Raw genomic sequence first — 17028 nt, forward strand, 5'->3', positions numbered from 1 at the left:
TTCAAGTCGCTCTCAGAGTGAGTCGATCTGGCTCTGCAAGTCTTTGACGAAACTGGTGAAATTGGTCTGGCGCTCGCGCTTGAGCCGGGCCGAGGCAAGGATCGACCTGACGTTCTGAACCGATTGCTCAAGATCGCGGTTGATGATGACATATTCATATTCGCTGGCGTGATCGAGTTCGATCCGGGCATTGCGCAGGCGTTTCTCGATGGTGCCGACGCTATCCTGGGCGCGACGCTCCAGCCGCGCCCGCAATTCCTCAATGGTGGGCGGGAGGATGAAAACGGTCACCATGTCCTCGCGGCACTTTTCATAGAGCTGGAGAGTGCCCTGATAGTCGACGTCAAAGAGGATGTCGTTGCCCGCGGCCAGCTGCTCCTCGACCTGGGCGCGCGGGGTGCCATAGAAGTTTCCGTGAACTTCGGCGGATTCGAGCAGTCCGTCGTCGGCCTTCATGCGGTTGAAGGTGGGCACGTCGATGAAATGGTAATGGGTGCCATCAACCTCGTCGCTGCGCCGGGCGCGTGTGGTAACCGAAACCGAGAGGCGAATATTGGGGTCCTGCTGGAACAGCGACCGCGAGATCGAGGATTTTCCGGCGCCTGAGGGCGAGGCAATCACCAGCATGACGCCGCGGCGCTGAAAATCCATTTATCCGGCCTCTACTCGATGTTCTGAACTTGCTCGCGTAATTGATCGATCACCGCCTTGAGGTCAAGGCCGATGGCGGTGAGGTCCACCGCGTTTGCCTTGGAGCACAGCGTATTGGCCTCGCGGTTGAATTCCTGCGCCAGAAAATCAAGGCGGCGACCCGCCGGGCCACCTTCGGCAATCAGCTTTCGCGCTGCAGCGATGTGGGCCCGCAGGCGGTCCAGCTCTTCGCGAATGTCGGCCTTGGTAGCCAGCAGCAGTGCCTCCTGCGCCAGCCGATCCGGCGGCAGGCCGGTGTCGTCGCCAAGGGCGGCGAGCTGTTCGCGCAAGCGTGCCTGGATGACCTCGCGGCCACGCGACGGATGCGTCTCAGCCCGACCCACCAACACGGCAATGGTGTCGAGCTGATCGAACAGCACGGGCGCAATGAGCGCCCCCTCCTGCAACCGTGCAACCTTGAGGCGTTCAATGGCCTCGGCAGCGCAATCAAGGATCAGCGCGGATCGCTCGTCTTCGTCGATGCCCCCCGCCCGGTCATCCACCTCGAGAACGCCCGGCAGGGCCAGAATGCCGTCCAGTCGGGGTGGCGCTGCTTCAAAGCGCCTGCCGAGATCATCCAGCGCCGCCAGCACCGCGGCCAGCGTTGTTTCGTTGACCCGAACACTGCCCGAGGCGCCGCTGCGATCAAGCGTTGCAACCAGGTTGACCGAACCACGGCTGAGCGCCTTGGACAGCATTTGCCGCAGCGGAATTTCCACGGCATCCAGCCCCGGCGCCAGGCGCAACCGCATGTCCAGCCCGCGTCCATTGACCGATTTGAGTTCGATCCGCACCCGCAATGACCCGGCTTGCCGCTCGGCGCGGGCAAAGCCGGTCATGCTGGATAGGGCTGCGCTCACTGCTGGGCTTCGCCTTCGGTTTCGCCACCGGCCCCTTCGGCCTCCGCCGCTTCCAGCGCCTGGCGCGCGGCTTCCGCCTCGGCTTCGGCCTGTGCAGCGGCCTCGGCGGCTATTTCGCGATAGCGGGCGACGTTCTGCTGATGCTCGGCATAGGTTTCGGCAAACACATGGCCTTCGCTCGGGGTCGCGCCCTTGGCCACGAAGTAGAGATAATCGTGGCTATCGGGGTTGGCGACTGCCTCCAGTGCCTCGATGCCCGGATTGGCAATGGGCGTGGGGGGCAGACCATCGATCTGATAGGTGTTGTAGGGCGTTTCACCCTCGATTTCCGACCGCCGGATGCCGCGGTCGAGCGTGGATTGCCCCAGCGTGATGCCATAGATGATCGTTGGGTCCGACTGCAGGCGCATGCCTTCGATCAGGCGGTTGACGAACACCGCTGCGATCTGCGGGCGCTCGCTGGCAATGCCGGTTTCCTTCTCAACGATGGACGCCAGGATCAGCATCTGCGCCGGCGTTTCGAGCGGCAGGTCGGCTTGACGGCCTTCCCACACTTCCGCCAGCGCCTGGGTCATGGCCAGCTGCATTTCGTCGAGCAGCGACTGGCGCGTATCGCCAGGGGTATAGTCGTAGCTGCCCGGCAGGATCGAGCCTTCGGGTGGCAATTGATCGATGGAGCCCGTCAGACGGTCATCCGCATTGATGCGCTGGATGGCTTGCCACACGGTCCAGCCTTCGGGAATGGTCACCGCATAGCGCAGCGGATTGCCCTGGGTCAGTTCCTTGAGGATTTCCGACATGCTGGCGCCAGCCGGAATGTTGAAATCGCCCGCCTTGACGACGGCGCTTTCCTCGACGCGGCTGCCAAACTGGCTGAAAATGAAAGAATTGGTGATGAAGCCCTGGTCTTCCAGCCGCCCTGCGGTGGTCGAAAGCGTATTGCCGGATTCGACGCGGAACACCCGGTCCTCGCTGGTCGGGCCATCGCCATAATATTGGGACGCAACGAAGAACACGCCGCCCCCGATCACCACGATGCCGATGACCAGAAGGGTCAGCAGGCCATTGAGGATGTCGATCAAGCCATTGCCCGAGCGGCGGCGGCGCCGGTTCTTGCGGTCGTTCATCTTGTCCCTGTCACTCGCGAATGGGCCGATAGTGGTCGCATGGCTGGCGCGGAAAACCGGTTCCCACCTCTGCGCGCTGCTTCTGCGGCCTTCATTTCATTGTTCTTGTGCCAAACTGTGGCGGGTGCGCATTGTTCGCAATGCCGCTGCGCAAAGACAAGGGGCACATCGCAGTCAATGCGATGTGCCCCCTAAAATTGTTGGAAAACCTTAGCTGACCTTGCGCATGACCAGCGTGGCATTGGTGCCGCCAAAGCCGAAGCTGTTGGACAGGGCCACGTTGATTTCCGTCTTGAACGGCTTGTGGGGAACGAGATTGATCTCAGTCTCCACCGAAGGATTGTCCAGGTTCAGTGTTGGTGGCGCGATGTTGTCGCGCATGGCGAGCAGGCAGAAAATCGCTTCCACCGACCCGGCTGCACCCAGCAAGTGACCGACTGCCGACTTGGTCGAGCTCATCACCGACTTGGAAGCCGCATCGCCCAGAACGCGGGTGACCGCGCCCAGTTCGATTTCGTCGCCCAGCGGGGTCGAGGTGCCGTGCGCATTGATGTAGTCGATGTCCGACGCCGAAATACCGGCGCGCTTGATGGCCGCGCTCATGGCGCGGAAGCCACCGTCGCCATCAGGCGCAGGTGCGGTGATGTGATAGGCATCGCCCGAAAGGCCATAGCCGATCACTTCGCCATAGATCTTGGCGCCGCGGGCCTTGGCCCGCTCATAGTCTTCCAGCACGACAATGCCGGCACCCTCGCCCATGACGAAACCATCGCGGTCGCGGTCATAAGGCCGCGAGGCGGCGGTGGGATTGTCGTTGAAACCGGTCGACATGGCGCGTGCGGCGGAGAAGCCGGCCATCGCCAGGCGATTGATGCAGCTCTCGGACCCACCGGCCACCATCACGTCGGCATCGCCCAGGGCAATGAGACGCGCAGCGTCGCCGATGGCATGGGCACCTGTCGAGCAGGCCGTCACCACCGAGTGGTTTGGCCCCTTTAGGCCAAAACGGATGGAGACATGGCCCGAAGCCAGGTTGATCAGCCGACCCGGAATGAAGAAGGGGCTGATGCGGCGGGGGCCCTTTTCGTGCAGCGTGACGGAGGCATCATAGATGCCGCCAATCCCGCCGATACCCGAGCCGATCAGGACGCCCGTGCGTTCCTGTTCTTCCTGGGTCTTGGGCTCGACGCCCGCATCCTGGATAGCCTGGGTAGCCGCAGCCATGGCATAGATGATGAAATCATCGACCTTGCGCTGCTCCTTCACTTCCATCCATTCGTCAGGGTTGTACATGCCATCGGCATAGTCCCCCTTTGGAATACGATGGGCGATCTGGCAGGCAATATCGTCGATCTCAAAATCGTCGATACGCTTGGCGCCACTCTTGCCGGCTAGGATGTTGGCCCAAGTGGCCTCAACACCGCAGCCAAGCGGCGTGACAAGTCCCATTCCGGTTACGACGACTCGACGCAATTCCATGGTCAGCGGCCTGGCTCCCAGTTTTAGCTGGTTGCCTTGGTCAGGAAGGCGACCGCATCACCAAAGCTCTGGATCGACTCGGCGGCGTCATCGGGGATCTCGACCGAGAATTCTTCCTCGAAAGCCATCACCAGTTCGACCTGATCGAGCGAATCTGCGCCCAGATCGTCGATGAAGCTGGCCTTTTCAACGACCTTCTCGGCATCCACATTGAGGTGTTCCACAACGATCTTGCGGACCCGATCAGCGACATCGCTCATAATTGACTTCCCTTTTTAGAAATCTAAGTTTCGTTTCGCTTCTTATTGGCGCAAAGCCAAATCATCAAGCGCAGTGTTGGTTTGCACAGAGGCAATGTAGGCGGCCTTCTGGGCGCCTGCAAGGCAGGCCAGCAAGATGGACCGGGGCGCGGGGTATCACGTTTTTTTCGTCATAGCCAGCCGCGTTTTCCCCGGTTTCCAAGGCTTTCGCCCTCCCCGCAGGGATCAGATCATCGCCATGCCGCCGTTCACATTCAGCGTATGGCCGGTGATATAGGCGGCTGCATCGCTGGCAAGAAAAACTGCACAGCCAGCAACTTCGCTCGCTGTCCCCAGCCGGCCGGCCGGCACGGTAGACAGGATCGACTCACGCTGCTTGTCGTTCAATTCATCGGTCATGGCCGAGGCGATGAAGCCCGGCGCGATCGAATTGACGGTGATATTGCGGCTCGCAACCTCATAGGCCAGCGCCTTGTTCATGCCGATCAGGCCCGCCTTGGAGGCCGCGTAATTGCCCTGCCCCGGGTTACCCATGACCCCGACCACCGAAGAAATGCCGATGATGCGGCCCCAGCGCTGCTTCATCATGCCCCGCAGCACGGCGCGATTGAGGTGGAAGGCGGCGGTCAGGTTGACGGCGAGCACCTCATCCCACTCTTCGTCCTTCATACGCATGAAGAGATTGTCGCGCGTCATGCCGGCATTGTTGACCAGAATGTCGAGGCCCCCCATGGCCGCCTCGGCGCTGGGCACCAGCTTGTCGACTTCATCGAGCTTGGAGAGATTGGCCGGCAGGATCGGACAATCCTTGCCGATCTCCTTGGCTGTATCCTCCAGGGCGCCCACGCGGGTGCCGGACAGCGCCACGGTGGCGCCGGCGGCGGCCAGGGCCTTGGCGATTTCGCGACCAATGCCGCCGCTCGCGCCCGTTACCAATGCGCGTTTACCTGAAAGATCAAACATTTAGGGCCTCCCCTGGGAGAAATTGAGTCAAGCGCTTCAGATTTTGATTCAGGCGCCTAGGCGTTTAGTTGAGCGACAAAGGCGTCGATGTCGGCGGGTGTGCCGATAGCCTGGGCCGATGCGTCGGATGCGATGCGTTTGGCAAGGCCTGTCAGCACCTTGCCGGTGCCCAGTTCAACCAGGTTGGTGACGCCGCCGGCTCCCGTGAGCCAGGTGACGGTCTCGGTCCAGCGCACGACGCCTGTGACCTGCTCGACCAGACGCTGGCGAATTTCGGCCGGATCGGAAATGGGCGTTGCCAGCACATTGGCGACCAGCGGCACGACGGGCGCCTGCATTTCAACCTCAGCAAGGGCGGCAGCCATGGCCTCGGCTGCGGGCTGCATCAGCGAGCAATGGAAGGGTGCGCTGACTGGCAGCAGCAAGGCCCGCTTGGCGCCCTTGGCCTTGGCAATTTCAACCGCGCGTTCGACTGCTGCCGTTGCCCCCGAGACCACCACCTGGCCCGGCGCATTGTCATTGGCGACGTCGCAGACTTCGCCCTGCCCGGCTTCAGCAGCGACGGCCTGGGCCGTTTCGAGGTCGAGCCCCAGCAGCGCGGCCATGGTGCCATGGCCCACCGGAACGGCTTTCTGCATGGCCTGGCCGCGGGTGCGCAGCAGGCGCGCAGCGTCGGTCAGGGTAAAAGTCCCGGCGGCGCAAAGGGCGGAATATTCCCCCAGCGAGTGCCCGGCAACAAATTTGGCGTGGTCTTTGAGGGCAACACCCTTGGCTTCAAGCACGCGGATCACCGCCACGCTCACGGCCATAAGGGCCGGCTGCGCGTTCTCGGTCAGGCGCAGGACATCGTCGGGGCCCTCGAACATGATGGCGGACAGGCGCTCACCCAATGCCTCATCGACTTCCTTGAAGACGGCGCGCGCCTCGGGAAAGGCCGCGGCCAGTTCCTTGCCCATGCCAACGGCCTGGCTACCCTGGCCGGGGAAAGTGAATGCGGTGCCGGACATGACGCGTCCCCCCTTTTTTGCAATCCAATGTGACAACCCGCGACAGGGCTGTCCAGTTGCCGCGGCTTTGCCGGGAGTGTGCGGCGGAGTCAAGGCAGACTTGGCGGAAGCGCATTGAAATGCGCATCACTTAATGCGATATTTGATGCGCCAGGAGCGAAGGCCATGAGAACTACCATCACCATTGACGACGATCTTCTGGCGCAAGCCAAAGAGAGCTCGGGCATCGAAGAAACCAGCGCGCTGGTGAAAGTGGCACTGAGAGAAAAGCTGCACCGTGAGGCGTCTCGACGCTTGGCCGCACTCGGGGGCACCATGCCGTATTTGGAATATACCCGTCAGTTTCGACAAGAACCCGAGTCGGAATGATCGTTGCTGACACCTCCTACTGGATCGACCATTGGAAGGTCGCCAATCTTGCCTTTGCTCGCCAATTGGCGGATGGCGACGTGCTGATGCACCCGTTTGTGCTCGGCGAGCTTGCTTTGGGAAGCCTGAGGAACAGGCTCGACACGATTTCTGACCTCAGGGCCATGCTCACGCTGCCGCCGGCTTCGCATGAAGAGGTGATGGTGCTGATAGAGGCAAGGCGGCTCTATAGCCGCGGCATCGGCTACGTCGACTCGCACCTGCTTGCCGCGGCCCTGTTGGCCGGATCGGTGAAGCTGCTCACCGGCGACCGCCGGCTGCACGCCGCCGCCGAACAGCTCGGCATTGCCGCCTGACGCTTGCCTTCTCCACCGCATTCCCCTATAGCGACGCCAGCAATTCGTTTGGCCGGGGGCTGAACGGAGGGTTTTCTGTTTTCTAACAAGCAGAAAATAGGGTCTTTCGGGCCCGGCCTCCCGTGTTCCCGCTCTTTGCAAGACTGCTTTGACGCCTTTCCGGCTTCGAAGGGGCTCCGCGCCAGACATTGCTGAGTACAACTCGAAAGGAAGGCGCATCAATGGCCCTTTATGAACACATCTATCTCGCTCGCCAGGACGTGTCCCAGCAGCAGGTCGAAGAACTGACTGCAACGCTGACCGAGCTGCTCGGCCAGGGTGGCGGCAAGGTTACCAAGAACGAGTACTGGGGCCTCAAGGGTCTCTCCTACCGTATCCGCAAGAACCGCAAGGCTCACTACACCCTGCTCAACATCGAAGCTTCGCCTGCTGCCGTTGCCGAGATGGAGCGTCACATGCGCATCAATGAAGACATCCTGCGCTTCATGACCGTGCGTGTGGACGAGGTCGAAGAAGGCCCGTCGGCAATGATGCAGAAGCGCGATCGCGACGACCGTGATGGCGGCCGCGGTGGTGACCGTGGTGGCTTCTCCGGCGAACGCCGCCCGCGTCGGTTCTAATTTAGAGGAACGAGAAAAATGGCAATCAAAGACCTTACCACTTCCCAGGCCCGCCGCCCGTTCCAGCGTCGTCGCAAGACCTGCCCGTTCTCGGGTGAGGGCGCGCCCAAGATCGACTACAAGGACGTGCGCCTGCTCTCGCGCTACGTTTCCGAGCGCGGCAAGATCGTGCCGAGCCGCATCACTGCCGTTTCTGCCAAGAAGCAGCGTGAACTGGCTCGTGCCATCAAGCGTGCCCGCTTCATCGGCCTGATGCCCTACGCCGTCCAGTAAGCCGCGGCTTGCTTGAGACTGCATCGCTGGGGTCGCGAATGGTTCGCGGCTCCTAACCGCCTCAGAGGCGGGACAGCCAAAGGAATAAAGAAATGAAAGTCATTCTGCTCGAGCGCATTGGTCGCACCGGCACCATCGGCGACGAAGTCACCGTCAAGGACGGCTTTGCCCGTAACTTCCTGCTGCCCCAGGGCAAGGCCCTGCGCGCTACGGAAGCCAACCGCAAGAAGTTCGTTGCTGAACGCGCCTATATCGAACAGCGCAATGAAGAACGTCGCGATGCGGCCGCCGGCATTGCCGAAGGTCTCAACGGCCGCACCGTGGTGCTGATCCGTCAGGCCGGCGAAACCGGCCAGCTCTATGGTTCGGTTGCTGCCCGTGACCTCGTCGAGGCCCTGGCCAAGGACGGTTTCACCGTTCAGCGCAACCAGGTCGACCTTGCCGAGCCGATCAAGACCGTGGGCGTTCACACCGTCGCCCTCAACCTGCATGCCGAAGTCGAAGTTTCGATCATCGTCAACGTTGCCCGTTCTGAAGACGAAGCAGCCCGCCAGGCCTCGGGTGAAGACGTTACCGTCCACACGTTCGAAGCCGACGAAGGTGGCGATTTCGCCGCCGGCCAGAAGGACGCTGCTGCGGACGACCGTTTCGAAGAATAGTCTTCGATCACAATTCGCTTCTGAAAGGCCGGGCCAACGCCCGGCCTTTTGCTTTTTGGGCTATAGTGCGGCCAGACTCAGTAACCGGAAGAGCGCGCGCCATTGCGCAAGACGGCGCGATCACATTCCCCGTTGTCCACAGTGTTCACAGGCAGGGTCAGGGAAACATTAACCCTGCCCCCACTAGCTCAAGACTCATGCGCAAATTGCATGGTTAAGAAAGGTTAACACCGCAGGAATATCCATGGCCGAGATCGCACGCCTCCACCCCGCCGAAGACAAGTCCTTTCGCGTCGCTCCGCACAATGTGGACGTGGAGCAGGCGCTATTGGGCGCGATCCTGATCAACAATGACGCCTTCTACCGCGTCGCCGATTTCCTGCTGCCCGAGCACTTCTACGAGCCGATCCACCGCGAGATTTTCGAGTTGGCCGGCAAGATCATCCGCGCCGGCAAGGCCGCGGAACCGGCGACGCTCAAGACCCACCTGCCCGAGCAATTGCTGCCCGACGTGACGATGATGCAATATCTCTCGCGTCTGGCGGCCGAGGCGACGACGGTCCTCAATGCGGGTGACTATGGCCAGGCCATCTATGACCTCGCCATTCGCCGCAATCTCATCTTGGTGGGCGAGGAAATGGTCTCGGTCGCCTATGAGGGCGAAATCGAGATGACGCCCAACAAGCAGATCGAAAAGGTCGAAAGCGAGCTGTTCCAGCTGGCCGAAAAAGGCCGCTATGACGGCGGTTTCCAGAATTTCTCCGCCGCGCTCAATGCCTCCATCCAGATGGCCGGCGAAGCCTTTCAGCGCGATGGGGGCCTGTCGGGCGTGGCCACCGACCTGCACGATCTCGACCGACAGATGGGCGGGCTGCAGCGCTCCGACTTGATCATCCTTGCCGGCCGCCCCGCCATGGGCAAGACCTCGCTCGTCACCAACATCGCCTATAATGTCGCCAAGGCCTGGCGCGGCGATGTCACGCCGGACGGGCATACCAAATCGGTCAATGGCGGCATCGTGGGCTTTTTCAGCCTCGAAATGAGTTCCGAACAGCTCGCCACGCGTATTCTGGCCGAGCAGTCGGAGATTTCCTCCTCCGACATTCGCCGCGGCCGCATTCACGACAACCAGTTCGCCAAGCTGGTGGACGTGTCCAATGTCATGAGCAAGGTGCCGCTTTATATCGATGATACCGGCGGTATTTCGGTGGCACAGTTGGCCGCTCGCGCCCGGCGCCTCAAGCGCCAGAAGGGGCTCGACCTGCTGATTGTCGACTATTTGCAGCTTCTCTCGGGCTCATCGAAGGCCTCGAGCCAGAACCGCGTGCAGGAGTTGACCGAGATCACTACCACGCTCAAGGCCTTGGCCAAGGAGCTGGAGGTGCCGATCATCGCCCTCTCCCAGCTCTCCCGTCAGGTGGAATCGCGCGACGACAAACATCCGCAACTGGCCGACTTGCGCGAATCGGGGTCTATCGAGCAGGACGCGGACGTGGTTCTGTTCGTTTATCGCGAAGAATATTATCTCAAGAACAAGGAACCCAAAGAGGGTACGCCGGAGCATCTGACCTGGCAGGGCGAAATGGAAAAGGTGCATGGCAAGGCGGAAGTCATCATTGCCAAGCAGCGCCATGGCCCCACTGGCACGGTGCAGTTGAGCTTCGAGGCGCAATTTACCCGCTTTGGTAACCTTGCTCGGGCAGATTACCTGCCTGAACGCATGGAATAGGCATGGCGCTGACTTCGGGCCTTGGGGGCCAACTGAGTATTGATCTGGGGGCCCTGGCCCGCAACTGGCGCGCGCTTGACAAGGTGAGCGCGGGCGCGTTGACGGCTGCGGTGGTCAAGGCCGACGCTTATGGCGTGGGCATCGACATGGCCAGCAAGGCTCTGCATGCCGGGGGTGCTCGCTTCTTTTTCGTAGCGACGCCTGACGAGGGCATGGCGGTGCGCGCGGCCCTGCCCGACGCACATATCTTCATCCTCTACGGTCTCTATCCGGGCGCGGCCAATCTCTACATTCGCCAGAACCTGATGCCGGTCCTCTCCTCGATGACCATGCTGGAGGAATGGCTGGCCAAATGTGTCGAGCGCAACGAGGCCTATCCGTCCGCCTTCCATTTCGACACCGGCATCAATCGCCTCGGCTTCCGGCTCAATGAGGCGGGTCTTGTGCGCGAGCACAGCGAAAAACTGGGTTACGCGCCCCAGATGATTATGAGCCACCTGGCTTGTGCCGATCAGCCGAACCACGAGAAAAACCGCACGCAACTGGCCCTTTTCGGGTCGGTGATGTCGCAGTTCCCGGGCATTCCCGCCTCGCTGGCCAATTCGGCAGCGCTGATGACCGGCCGCGATTACCATTTCCAGATGGTGCGCCCCGGCATCGCGCTTTATGGCGGCCGGGCGGTCAATGGCCGCAAGAACCCGATGCAGCCGGTAGTCACCCTGCATGTCCCGATCCTGCAGGTCACCGAGGGCCGCACGGGCGAAACCGTGGGCTATGGCGCCGCCTATACGCTCAACCGCAATTCCAAACTTGCCGTGCTCGGCTATGGCTATGCCGATGGCTATCTGCGCTCCGCATCTGGCACCAATCAGCGTCCGGGCGGCAAGGTGTTCATTCGCGGCAAGCTCTGCCCGGTGGTCGGCAAGATTTCCATGGACCTGACAGTGGTGGACGTGACCGAACTCGGCTCCGACCTGCCCATGCCCGGCGAAGGCGCCGAAGTGCTCGGCCAGCACGTCGGCGTGGACGACCAGGCTGATGCCGCCGGTACCATCGGCTATGAAATCCTCACCAGCCTCAAGGGCCGCTACAGCCGCAACTATGTCGGTGATGGCCGCCTGCCGGAATAAACTTATCCACGGCTCCAAAACCGCCCTCATACTCCAGCGGTCTCCGCACATGCTGCGCGGTCGCGACGAACGGTCGGTGCGGGGGCGACGGATGGTCATGGGGTCGCCCATGTTCCTTCGGTATTTGGATGATCCGGGACCGATCTGATCCCCCGGTCTGGGAGCGCAGCTTCCGCGTTTGGCACGGGATGTAGCCACGGACGGTCCAACCCGAAGAGTCTCCGTCAGTCTGGGGCGAGGTTTTCCTCACCTTCTACTTTTGCCGGACGACCGGCACCGAGGCGAAGCTCGCCCCAGACCGTAGCATCTCGTTGCGGTGTCCTGATCAAACCTGCGGACCTCACGGTCGCGCAGCGCCTGAACGCGCCTCGCCTAATGTTCCCATTTCGTTCTTGCCCAGTCCGCTGGCAAGCTGTTACGCTCACGCCGGCTCACTTCCCGGATTCGATTTGTCCAGTTCCCTGCCCCTCTATGCCATTCTGCTGCGTGCCATTGGCCCGGTGACACACAAGTTGATGCGCATGGAACAATGGCGCGCGGCGTCATCGACGGCCGGATTCGTGGCGCCGGAGACCCTGGTCAATACGGGCAATATGCTTGCTGGGTTCGACGGCGACGCCACAGCGGCGCGCAACGCTATGGAGCCAGTGCTGCGCGGATTTGGGCTGGGTGAAAACGTGGCGGTCATCGTCAGAACGCCTGCCCAGCTGCGCAAGCTGCTCAAGGCTGACCCGATTGCCGAGGCCGCCGCGCAACGGCCGTCCCAGACCGGCGTCTACTTCTTCGCTGCGGCCAAACCCGATTTCGGCTGGATCTCCGACCATGACGGACCAGAACTCATCCACGTCGTCGCCGATCATCTGGTCGTGGATTTCTCGCAGGACGTTGCCCAGTCCGGCAGGCTGATCCGAAAGATCGACAAGCTCTGCGGTCTCAACACCTCGCGAAACTGGAACACGACACGCAAACTGGCCGAACGCGCCAGCCAGCGGGAGAAGGAATAAGCATGGCCAAGACTCGCTCCAATTTCGTCTGCCAGTCCTGCGGCGCGGTCACCACCCGCTGGCAGGGGCGGTGTGACGCCTGCGGCGAGTGGAACACCATCGTCGAAGAATTGGTGGATTCAGGTGTCGGCGCCGGCCCCAAGGCCGCCAAGTCCAACGGGCGTCCCACCAATCTCGTGCCCCTCTCCGGCGAAACCGAAAGCGCAGCCCGGATCATTACCGGCATGGCCGAGCTTGACCGGGTCACCGGCGGCGGCTTCGTCAAGGGCTCTGCCTTGCTGGTTGGCGGCGACCCGGGTATCGGCAAATCCACGCTGTTGCTGCAATCGGCGGCGGCACTGGCCCATAAGGGCAAGCGGGTCATCTATGTCTCGGGCGAGGAGGCCGTGGCTCAAGTGCGCCTGCGCGCCCAGCGGCTCGGGCTGGGTGAGGCCGATGTTCTGCTGGCGGCCGAAACCAATGTCGAAATCATCCTGGCGACGCTGGAAAACGGGCAGCCGCCCGATCTCGTCATTATCGATTCCATCCAGACTCTGTGGACCGACCGCGTCGATTCCGCTCCCGGAACAGTGACACAGGTGCGCACATCGGCGCAGGCGCTGACACGCTTTGCCAAAAAGAGTGGCGCGGCGGTCGTGCTCGTTGGCCATGTGACCAAGGACGGACAGATTGCTGGCCCGCGCGTCGTTGAGCATATGGTCGATGCGGTGCTCTATTTCGAGGGCGACTCGAGCCACACCTTCCGCATCCTGCGCGGGGTGAAGAACCGTTATGGCGCCACCGACGAGATTGGCGTCTTCGCCATGACCGAGCGCGGGCTGGAGCAGGTGGCCAATCCGTCGGCTCTGTTCCTCGATCAGCGCGACAAGGACGCCGCCGGCTCCGCTGTCTTTGCCGGCATGGAAGGCACCCGGCCGCTGCTGATTGAAATCCAGGCGCTGGTCGCCCCCTCCCCGCTCGGCACACCGCGCCGCGCCGTGGTGGGTTGGGACAGTTCGCGCCTCTCCATGGTTCTGGCCGTGCTCGAAACCCGCTGTGGCGTCCGCATCGGGGCCAATGACATCTATCTCAATGTTGCGGGCGGGTTGAAGATCAACGAGCCGGCTGCCGACCTGGCGGTTGCCGCAGCGCTGATTTCGTCGCTGACCGGATCGCCCCTGCCCGCCGACGCTGTCTACTTTGGCGAAATCTCGCTCGCGGGTGGCGTGCGCCCCGTTGTCCATGGCGCCCTGCGGCTGCGCGAGGCGCAAAAGCTCGGGTTTGGCTCGGTGGTGACGGGCAAGCTGGGCAGCGCCGACCGGAACTCGGGCCTTGATGTCACAGAATATGCGCTATTGAGCGACATGGTCAGCCGCATCGCCGCTCAGGGCAAGCGGGCCATGCCCGAGCCGGAGCCTGAAGGATGGTAAACGGACCCTTTCCGGGGAGATCGCTTCCCGTAGCCACTGCTAGGCTTGGCACAGCGCGCCAAAGCCGCTAAAGCTCCACCAAAAGGCCGGAACGGCAAGACAACAGGGCAAAAACATATGCTGACTGCGTTCGACGTTGGTGTGGGTGTGCTGGTGCTGATTTCGGCAATCCTGGCCACCGCGCGAGGACTGACCCGCGAGGTGCTTTCTCTGGCGACCTGGGCCGGCTCCGCTGCCATTGCCGTCTATATGTGGCAGTACCACCCCGACATTGCGCGGCAGTATATTGCCGAGCCCGTCGTTGCCGATATCGCGACGGTGGTCGTGACCTTCATCGTCGCGCTCATCGTTTTGCACCTGCTCACCATGCGCATTGCCGATTTTGTGGTCGACAGCCGCATCGGGCCGATAGACCGTACGCTGGGTTTTGTCTTCGGCGTGCTGCGCGGCGTGCTCATCGCCATCGTCGTGACGATTTTTGGCCTGTGGTTGCTCCCGAACAATCTGCCTGACTGGGCCGACAACGCCCAGTCGCTGCCCTATCTGCGCGATATGGGCAACACCTTGATTTCCATGTTGCCTGAAGGACTTGAGCAGCAGGTAACCGATATTCTTCAGGGTGGCGGCGCCAACCTGACCGAGGACCCGCAGGCTCCGGTTGCCCCGCTTGAAGGCGGCGCAGGCGATCCCGATGTGGACGGCACGGTCGATCCCACCGATCCGGTGACCGACCCGGCGCCAGAGGCCTGATCGATAACAACGGCGGAACGCGCACCCGCCGCACATCTGCTGGTCGCACATGTCATTGGTGACCGGCAGCAAATTGCGCTATTGGCAAGCGACCTGTTTTTCGCATGGAGAGCCTGGTGACCCATTGGAACGATGACGATTTCGATCTCAATGGAGACACGCTGCACGAAGAGTGTGGCGTGTTCGGCATTTTGGGGCACGACGATGCCTCGACCCTGACCGCGCTCGGGCTGCACGCCCTGCAGCACCGCGGCCAGGAAGCGGCGGGTATCGTCAGCTTCGATGGGCGCCAGTTCTACCAGGAAAAGCGCATGGGCCTGGTGGGCGACCACTATACCGATCCGGCTGTCCTGGCGAAGCTCCCCGGCAGCATTGCCATTGGTCACACCCGCTATTCCACAACCGGCGAAGTGGCGCTGCGCAACGTGCAGCCGCTGTTCGCCGAGTTGGAAGTGGGCGGCATCGCCATTGCCCACAATGGCAACTTCACCAATGGCTTGACGTTGCGCCGCCAGATCATCGCGACCGGCGCCATCTGCCAGTCGACCTCGGACAGCGAAGTGGTGTTGCATCTGATCGCCCGCTCGCGCCACTCATCGAGCACGGACCGTTTCATCGACGCCATCCGACAGATGGAAGGCGGCTATGCCATGTTGGCCATGACGCGCACCAAGCTGATTGCAGCGCGCGACCCGGTGGGTATTCGTCCGCTGGTGATGGGTGACCTTGATGGCAAGCCGATCTTTTGTTCGGAAACCTGCGCCCTCGACATTGTCGGCGCCAAATATGTCCGCGACGTCGAGAACGGCGAAGTCATCATTTGCGAGCTTCAGCCCGATGGCTCGATCACAATTGATGCGCGCAAACCCGCCCGCCCCGTACCGGAGCGGCCGTGTCTGTTCGAATATGTCTATTTCGCCCGCCCCGACAGCTCCGTTTCGGGCCGCAGTGTTTATACCGCGCGCAAGAACATGGGCATCAATCTCGCCAAAGAGGCGCCGGTCGAGGCTGATGTGGTGGTGCCTGTTCCCGACGGCGGCACCCCGGCTGCAATCGGCTTTGCCCAGCAGAGCGGCATTCCCTTCGAATTGGGCATTATCCGCAACCACTATGTGGGCCGCACGTTCATTGAGCCCACGCAGTCCATACGCGCCTTTGGCGTACGCCTCAAGCATTCGGCCAATCGCGCTGAAATCGCGGGCAAGCGTGTGGTGCTGATCGATGATTCCATCGTGCGCGGCACCACCTCGATCAAGATCATCCAGATGATCCGCGATGCCGGCGCGACCGAAGTGCATATCCGTGTCGCCAGCCCGATGATTTTCCATTCGGACTATTACGGCATCGACACGCCCGACCCCGACAAGCTGCTGGCCAATCAATATGGCGATATCGACGCCATGTGCCGCTATATAGGGGCGGATTCGCTGCAGTTCCTCTCCATCGACGGGCTGTACCAGGCCGTGGGCGGCAAGAAACGCGATCCCAAGGCCCCGCAGTTTACCGACCACTATTTTACGGGCGACTATCCGACGCAGTTGACCGATCTGCACGGCCGGACCATGACCGACCCCAAGCAGGTTTCGCTGCTCAAGGAAGCGGGTTAATGACCGACAATTCTGAACTGGCCGGCAAGGTCGTCCTGATCACCGGCGCCTCGCGCGGCATTGGCTATGCTGCCGGCATCGAAGCTGCGCAGCGCGGCGCCCATGTGATTGCGGTGGCACGCACGGTGGGCGGCCTCGAAGAGCTCGACGACGCCATTCAGGCGATTGGCGGATCAACGACGCTTGTGCCGCTCGACCTGCGCGATGGAGATGCCATCGACCGTCTCGGCGCGGCGATCTTCGAGCGCTGGGGACATCTCGACGGCCTGGTTGCCAATGCCGGGCAATTGGGCGTTTTGAGCCCGGTCGCCCACATCAAGCCCGACGATTTCGACAAGGTGCTGGCGGTCAATGTGACTGCCAATTATCGCCTGCTCCGCTCGCTCGACCTTTTACTGCGCCAGTCAGACGCGGGGCGTGCCGTCTTCGTGTCTTCCGGTGCCGCCCGCTCGGCACGCCCGTTCTGGGGACTGTATGCCGCCAGCAAGGCAGCCCTCGACGCGCTGGTCAAATCCTATGCCGGCGAAATCGAGACCACCAAGGTCCGCGCCAATGTTTTCTACCCGGGCGTTGTCCGCACCGCCATGCGCGCCAAGGCCATGCCGGGTGAGGACCCCAACACGCTGCCCACACCGACCGAAGTCGCGCCCAAGCTGATCGACCTGCTCAGCCCCGCGCTGGCCGAGAATGGTCGTCTGTTCGACGTGGGCACCGGCGTTTTTGAAGACATCTGAGC

The 17028-nt window shown here is 62.1% G+C and carries 19 protein-coding genes; 12 read left to right on the forward strand and 7 right to left on the reverse strand.

Annotated features, from left to right (window positions below; genetic code table 11):
* Positions 1-12 precede the first annotated feature (12 nt).
* The 7 genes from gmk to fabD form a co-directional block, all read right to left on the reverse strand.
* Complete coding sequence (gmk, locus tag NIM87_RS03630) at positions 13-651, reverse strand: guanylate kinase (protein WP_254673246.1); 639 nt, start codon at positions 649-651, stop codon at positions 13-15.
* An 11-nt stretch (positions 652-662) separates the two neighbouring features.
* Positions 663-1529, reverse strand: coding sequence for a YicC/YloC family endoribonuclease (locus tag NIM87_RS03635; RefSeq protein WP_254673316.1), 867 nt, complete (start codon positions 1527-1529; stop codon positions 663-665).
* A 17-nt stretch (positions 1530-1546) separates the two neighbouring features.
* Positions 1547-2677: an endolytic transglycosylase MltG gene (mltG, locus tag NIM87_RS03640; protein ID WP_254673247.1), complete on the reverse strand. Its 1131-nt coding sequence runs from the start codon at positions 2675-2677 to the stop codon at positions 1547-1549.
* A gap of 210 nt (positions 2678-2887) precedes the next feature.
* Positions 2888-4150, reverse strand: coding sequence for a beta-ketoacyl-ACP synthase II (gene fabF / locus NIM87_RS03645; RefSeq protein WP_254673317.1), 1263 nt, complete (start codon positions 4148-4150; stop codon positions 2888-2890).
* A gap of 29 nt (positions 4151-4179) precedes the next feature.
* A complete protein-coding gene (locus tag NIM87_RS03650; RefSeq protein ID WP_254673248.1) occupies positions 4180-4416 on the reverse strand; it encodes an acyl carrier protein in 237 nt (78 codons plus the stop codon).
* 225 nt (positions 4417-4641) lie between these two features.
* The gene (gene fabG, locus NIM87_RS03655) at positions 4642-5379 is read right to left on the reverse strand and encodes a 3-oxoacyl-[acyl-carrier-protein] reductase (protein WP_254673250.1); all 738 of its coding nucleotides are present in this window, start codon (positions 5377-5379) and stop codon (positions 4642-4644) included.
* Between the two features lie 56 nt (positions 5380-5435).
* Complete coding sequence (fabD, locus tag NIM87_RS03660) at positions 5436-6386, reverse strand: ACP S-malonyltransferase (protein ID WP_254673251.1); 951 nt, start codon at positions 6384-6386, stop codon at positions 5436-5438.
* 165 nt (positions 6387-6551) lie between these two features.
* Here fabD and NIM87_RS03665 point away from each other — a divergent pair, with 165 nt between their 5' ends.
* From NIM87_RS03665 to NIM87_RS03720, 12 genes are all read left to right on the forward strand, one after another.
* A complete protein-coding gene (locus tag NIM87_RS03665; protein ID WP_254673252.1) occupies positions 6552-6755 on the forward strand; it encodes a type II toxin-antitoxin system VapB family antitoxin in 204 nt (67 codons plus the stop codon).
* Positions 6752-7111 carry a type II toxin-antitoxin system VapC family toxin gene (locus NIM87_RS03670; RefSeq protein ID WP_254673253.1) on the forward strand — a complete coding sequence of 120 codons (360 nt, stop codon included), beginning with the start codon at positions 6752-6754 and terminating at the stop codon, positions 7109-7111. The genes NIM87_RS03665 and NIM87_RS03670 overlap by 4 nt, the downstream gene beginning before the upstream one ends.
* A gap of 221 nt (positions 7112-7332) precedes the next feature.
* Positions 7333-7731 carry a 30S ribosomal protein S6 gene (gene rpsF / locus NIM87_RS03675; protein ID WP_254673254.1) on the forward strand — a complete coding sequence of 133 codons (399 nt, stop codon included), beginning with the start codon at positions 7333-7335 and terminating at the stop codon, positions 7729-7731.
* Positions 7732-7749: 18 nt separating this feature from the next.
* Positions 7750-8004, forward strand: a complete 255-nt coding sequence (rpsR, locus tag NIM87_RS03680; RefSeq protein ID WP_067450285.1) for a 30S ribosomal protein S18 — start codon at positions 7750-7752, stop codon at positions 8002-8004.
* A 92-nt stretch (positions 8005-8096) separates the two neighbouring features.
* The gene (gene rplI, locus NIM87_RS03685) at positions 8097-8663 is read left to right on the forward strand and encodes a 50S ribosomal protein L9 (RefSeq protein WP_332017503.1); all 567 of its coding nucleotides are present in this window, start codon (positions 8097-8099) and stop codon (positions 8661-8663) included.
* Positions 8664-8907: 244 nt separating this feature from the next.
* Positions 8908-10392, forward strand: coding sequence for a replicative DNA helicase (locus NIM87_RS03690; RefSeq protein WP_254673255.1), 1485 nt, complete (start codon positions 8908-8910; stop codon positions 10390-10392).
* Between the two features lie 2 nt (positions 10393-10394).
* Entirely contained in the window at positions 10395-11522 is a 1128-nt protein-coding gene (gene alr, locus NIM87_RS03695; protein WP_254673256.1) for an alanine racemase, read from the forward strand.
* A gap of 449 nt (positions 11523-11971) precedes the next feature.
* Positions 11972-12526 (forward strand): DUF1697 domain-containing protein, encoded by a 555-nt coding sequence (locus tag NIM87_RS03700; RefSeq protein WP_254673257.1) that lies wholly within the window; start codon positions 11972-11974, stop codon positions 12524-12526.
* Between the two features lie 2 nt (positions 12527-12528).
* Complete coding sequence (gene radA / locus NIM87_RS03705; RefSeq protein WP_254673258.1) at positions 12529-13935, forward strand: DNA repair protein RadA; 1407 nt, start codon at positions 12529-12531, stop codon at positions 13933-13935.
* 117 nt (positions 13936-14052) lie between these two features.
* Positions 14053-14685, forward strand: a complete 633-nt coding sequence (locus NIM87_RS03710) for a CvpA family protein (RefSeq protein ID WP_254673259.1) — start codon at positions 14053-14055, stop codon at positions 14683-14685.
* Positions 14686-14801: 116 nt separating this feature from the next.
* A complete protein-coding gene (gene purF, locus NIM87_RS03715) occupies positions 14802-16292 on the forward strand; it encodes an amidophosphoribosyltransferase (RefSeq protein WP_332017504.1) in 1491 nt (496 codons plus the stop codon).
* A complete protein-coding gene (locus tag NIM87_RS03720) occupies positions 16292-17026 on the forward strand; it encodes an SDR family NAD(P)-dependent oxidoreductase (protein WP_254673261.1) in 735 nt (244 codons plus the stop codon). The genes purF and NIM87_RS03720 overlap by 1 nt, the downstream gene beginning before the upstream one ends.
* The last annotated feature ends 2 nt before the right edge of the window (positions 17027-17028 follow it).

The sequence above is a fragment of the Devosia ureilytica genome (assembly GCF_024273195.1).
Classification (GTDB): Bacteria; Pseudomonadota; Alphaproteobacteria; order Rhizobiales; family Devosiaceae; genus Devosia; species Devosia ureilytica.

Coding starts and splice junctions, on each gene's coding strand:
- NIM87_RS03650 (WP_254673248.1), bottom strand. CDS start 4,416: ATGAGCGATGTCGCTGATCGGGTCCGCAAGATCGTTGTGGAACACCTC.
- fabD (WP_254673251.1), bottom strand. CDS start 6,386: ATGTCCGGCACCGCATTCACTTTCCCCGGCCAGGGTAGCCAGGCCGTT.
- fabG (WP_254673250.1), bottom strand. CDS start 5,379: ATGTTTGATCTTTCAGGTAAACGCGCATTGGTAACGGGCGCGAGCGGC.
- mltG (WP_254673247.1), bottom strand. CDS start 2,677: ATGAACGACCGCAAGAACCGGCGCCGCCGCCGCTCGGGCAATGGCTTG.
- rpsR (WP_067450285.1), top strand. CDS start 7,750: ATGGCAATCAAAGACCTTACCACTTCCCAGGCCCGCCGCCCGTTCCAG.
- gmk (WP_254673246.1), bottom strand. CDS start 651: ATGGATTTTCAGCGCCGCGGCGTCATGCTGGTGATTGCCTCGCCCTCA.
- NIM87_RS03720 (WP_254673261.1), top strand. CDS start 16,292: ATGACCGACAATTCTGAACTGGCCGGCAAGGTCGTCCTGATCACCGGC.
- NIM87_RS03670 (WP_254673253.1), top strand. CDS start 6,752: ATGATCGTTGCTGACACCTCCTACTGGATCGACCATTGGAAGGTCGCC.
- alr (WP_254673256.1), top strand. CDS start 10,395: ATGGCGCTGACTTCGGGCCTTGGGGGCCAACTGAGTATTGATCTGGGG.
- NIM87_RS03665 (WP_254673252.1), top strand. CDS start 6,552: ATGAGAACTACCATCACCATTGACGACGATCTTCTGGCGCAAGCCAAA.
- NIM87_RS03635 (WP_254673316.1), bottom strand. CDS start 1,529: ATGACCGGCTTTGCCCGCGCCGAGCGGCAAGCCGGGTCATTGCGGGTG.
- rplI (WP_332017503.1), top strand. CDS start 8,097: ATGAAAGTCATTCTGCTCGAGCGCATTGGTCGCACCGGCACCATCGGC.
- rpsF (WP_254673254.1), top strand. CDS start 7,333: ATGGCCCTTTATGAACACATCTATCTCGCTCGCCAGGACGTGTCCCAG.
- NIM87_RS03690 (WP_254673255.1), top strand. CDS start 8,908: ATGGCCGAGATCGCACGCCTCCACCCCGCCGAAGACAAGTCCTTTCGC.
- radA (WP_254673258.1), top strand. CDS start 12,529: ATGGCCAAGACTCGCTCCAATTTCGTCTGCCAGTCCTGCGGCGCGGTC.
- NIM87_RS03710 (WP_254673259.1), top strand. CDS start 14,053: ATGCTGACTGCGTTCGACGTTGGTGTGGGTGTGCTGGTGCTGATTTCG.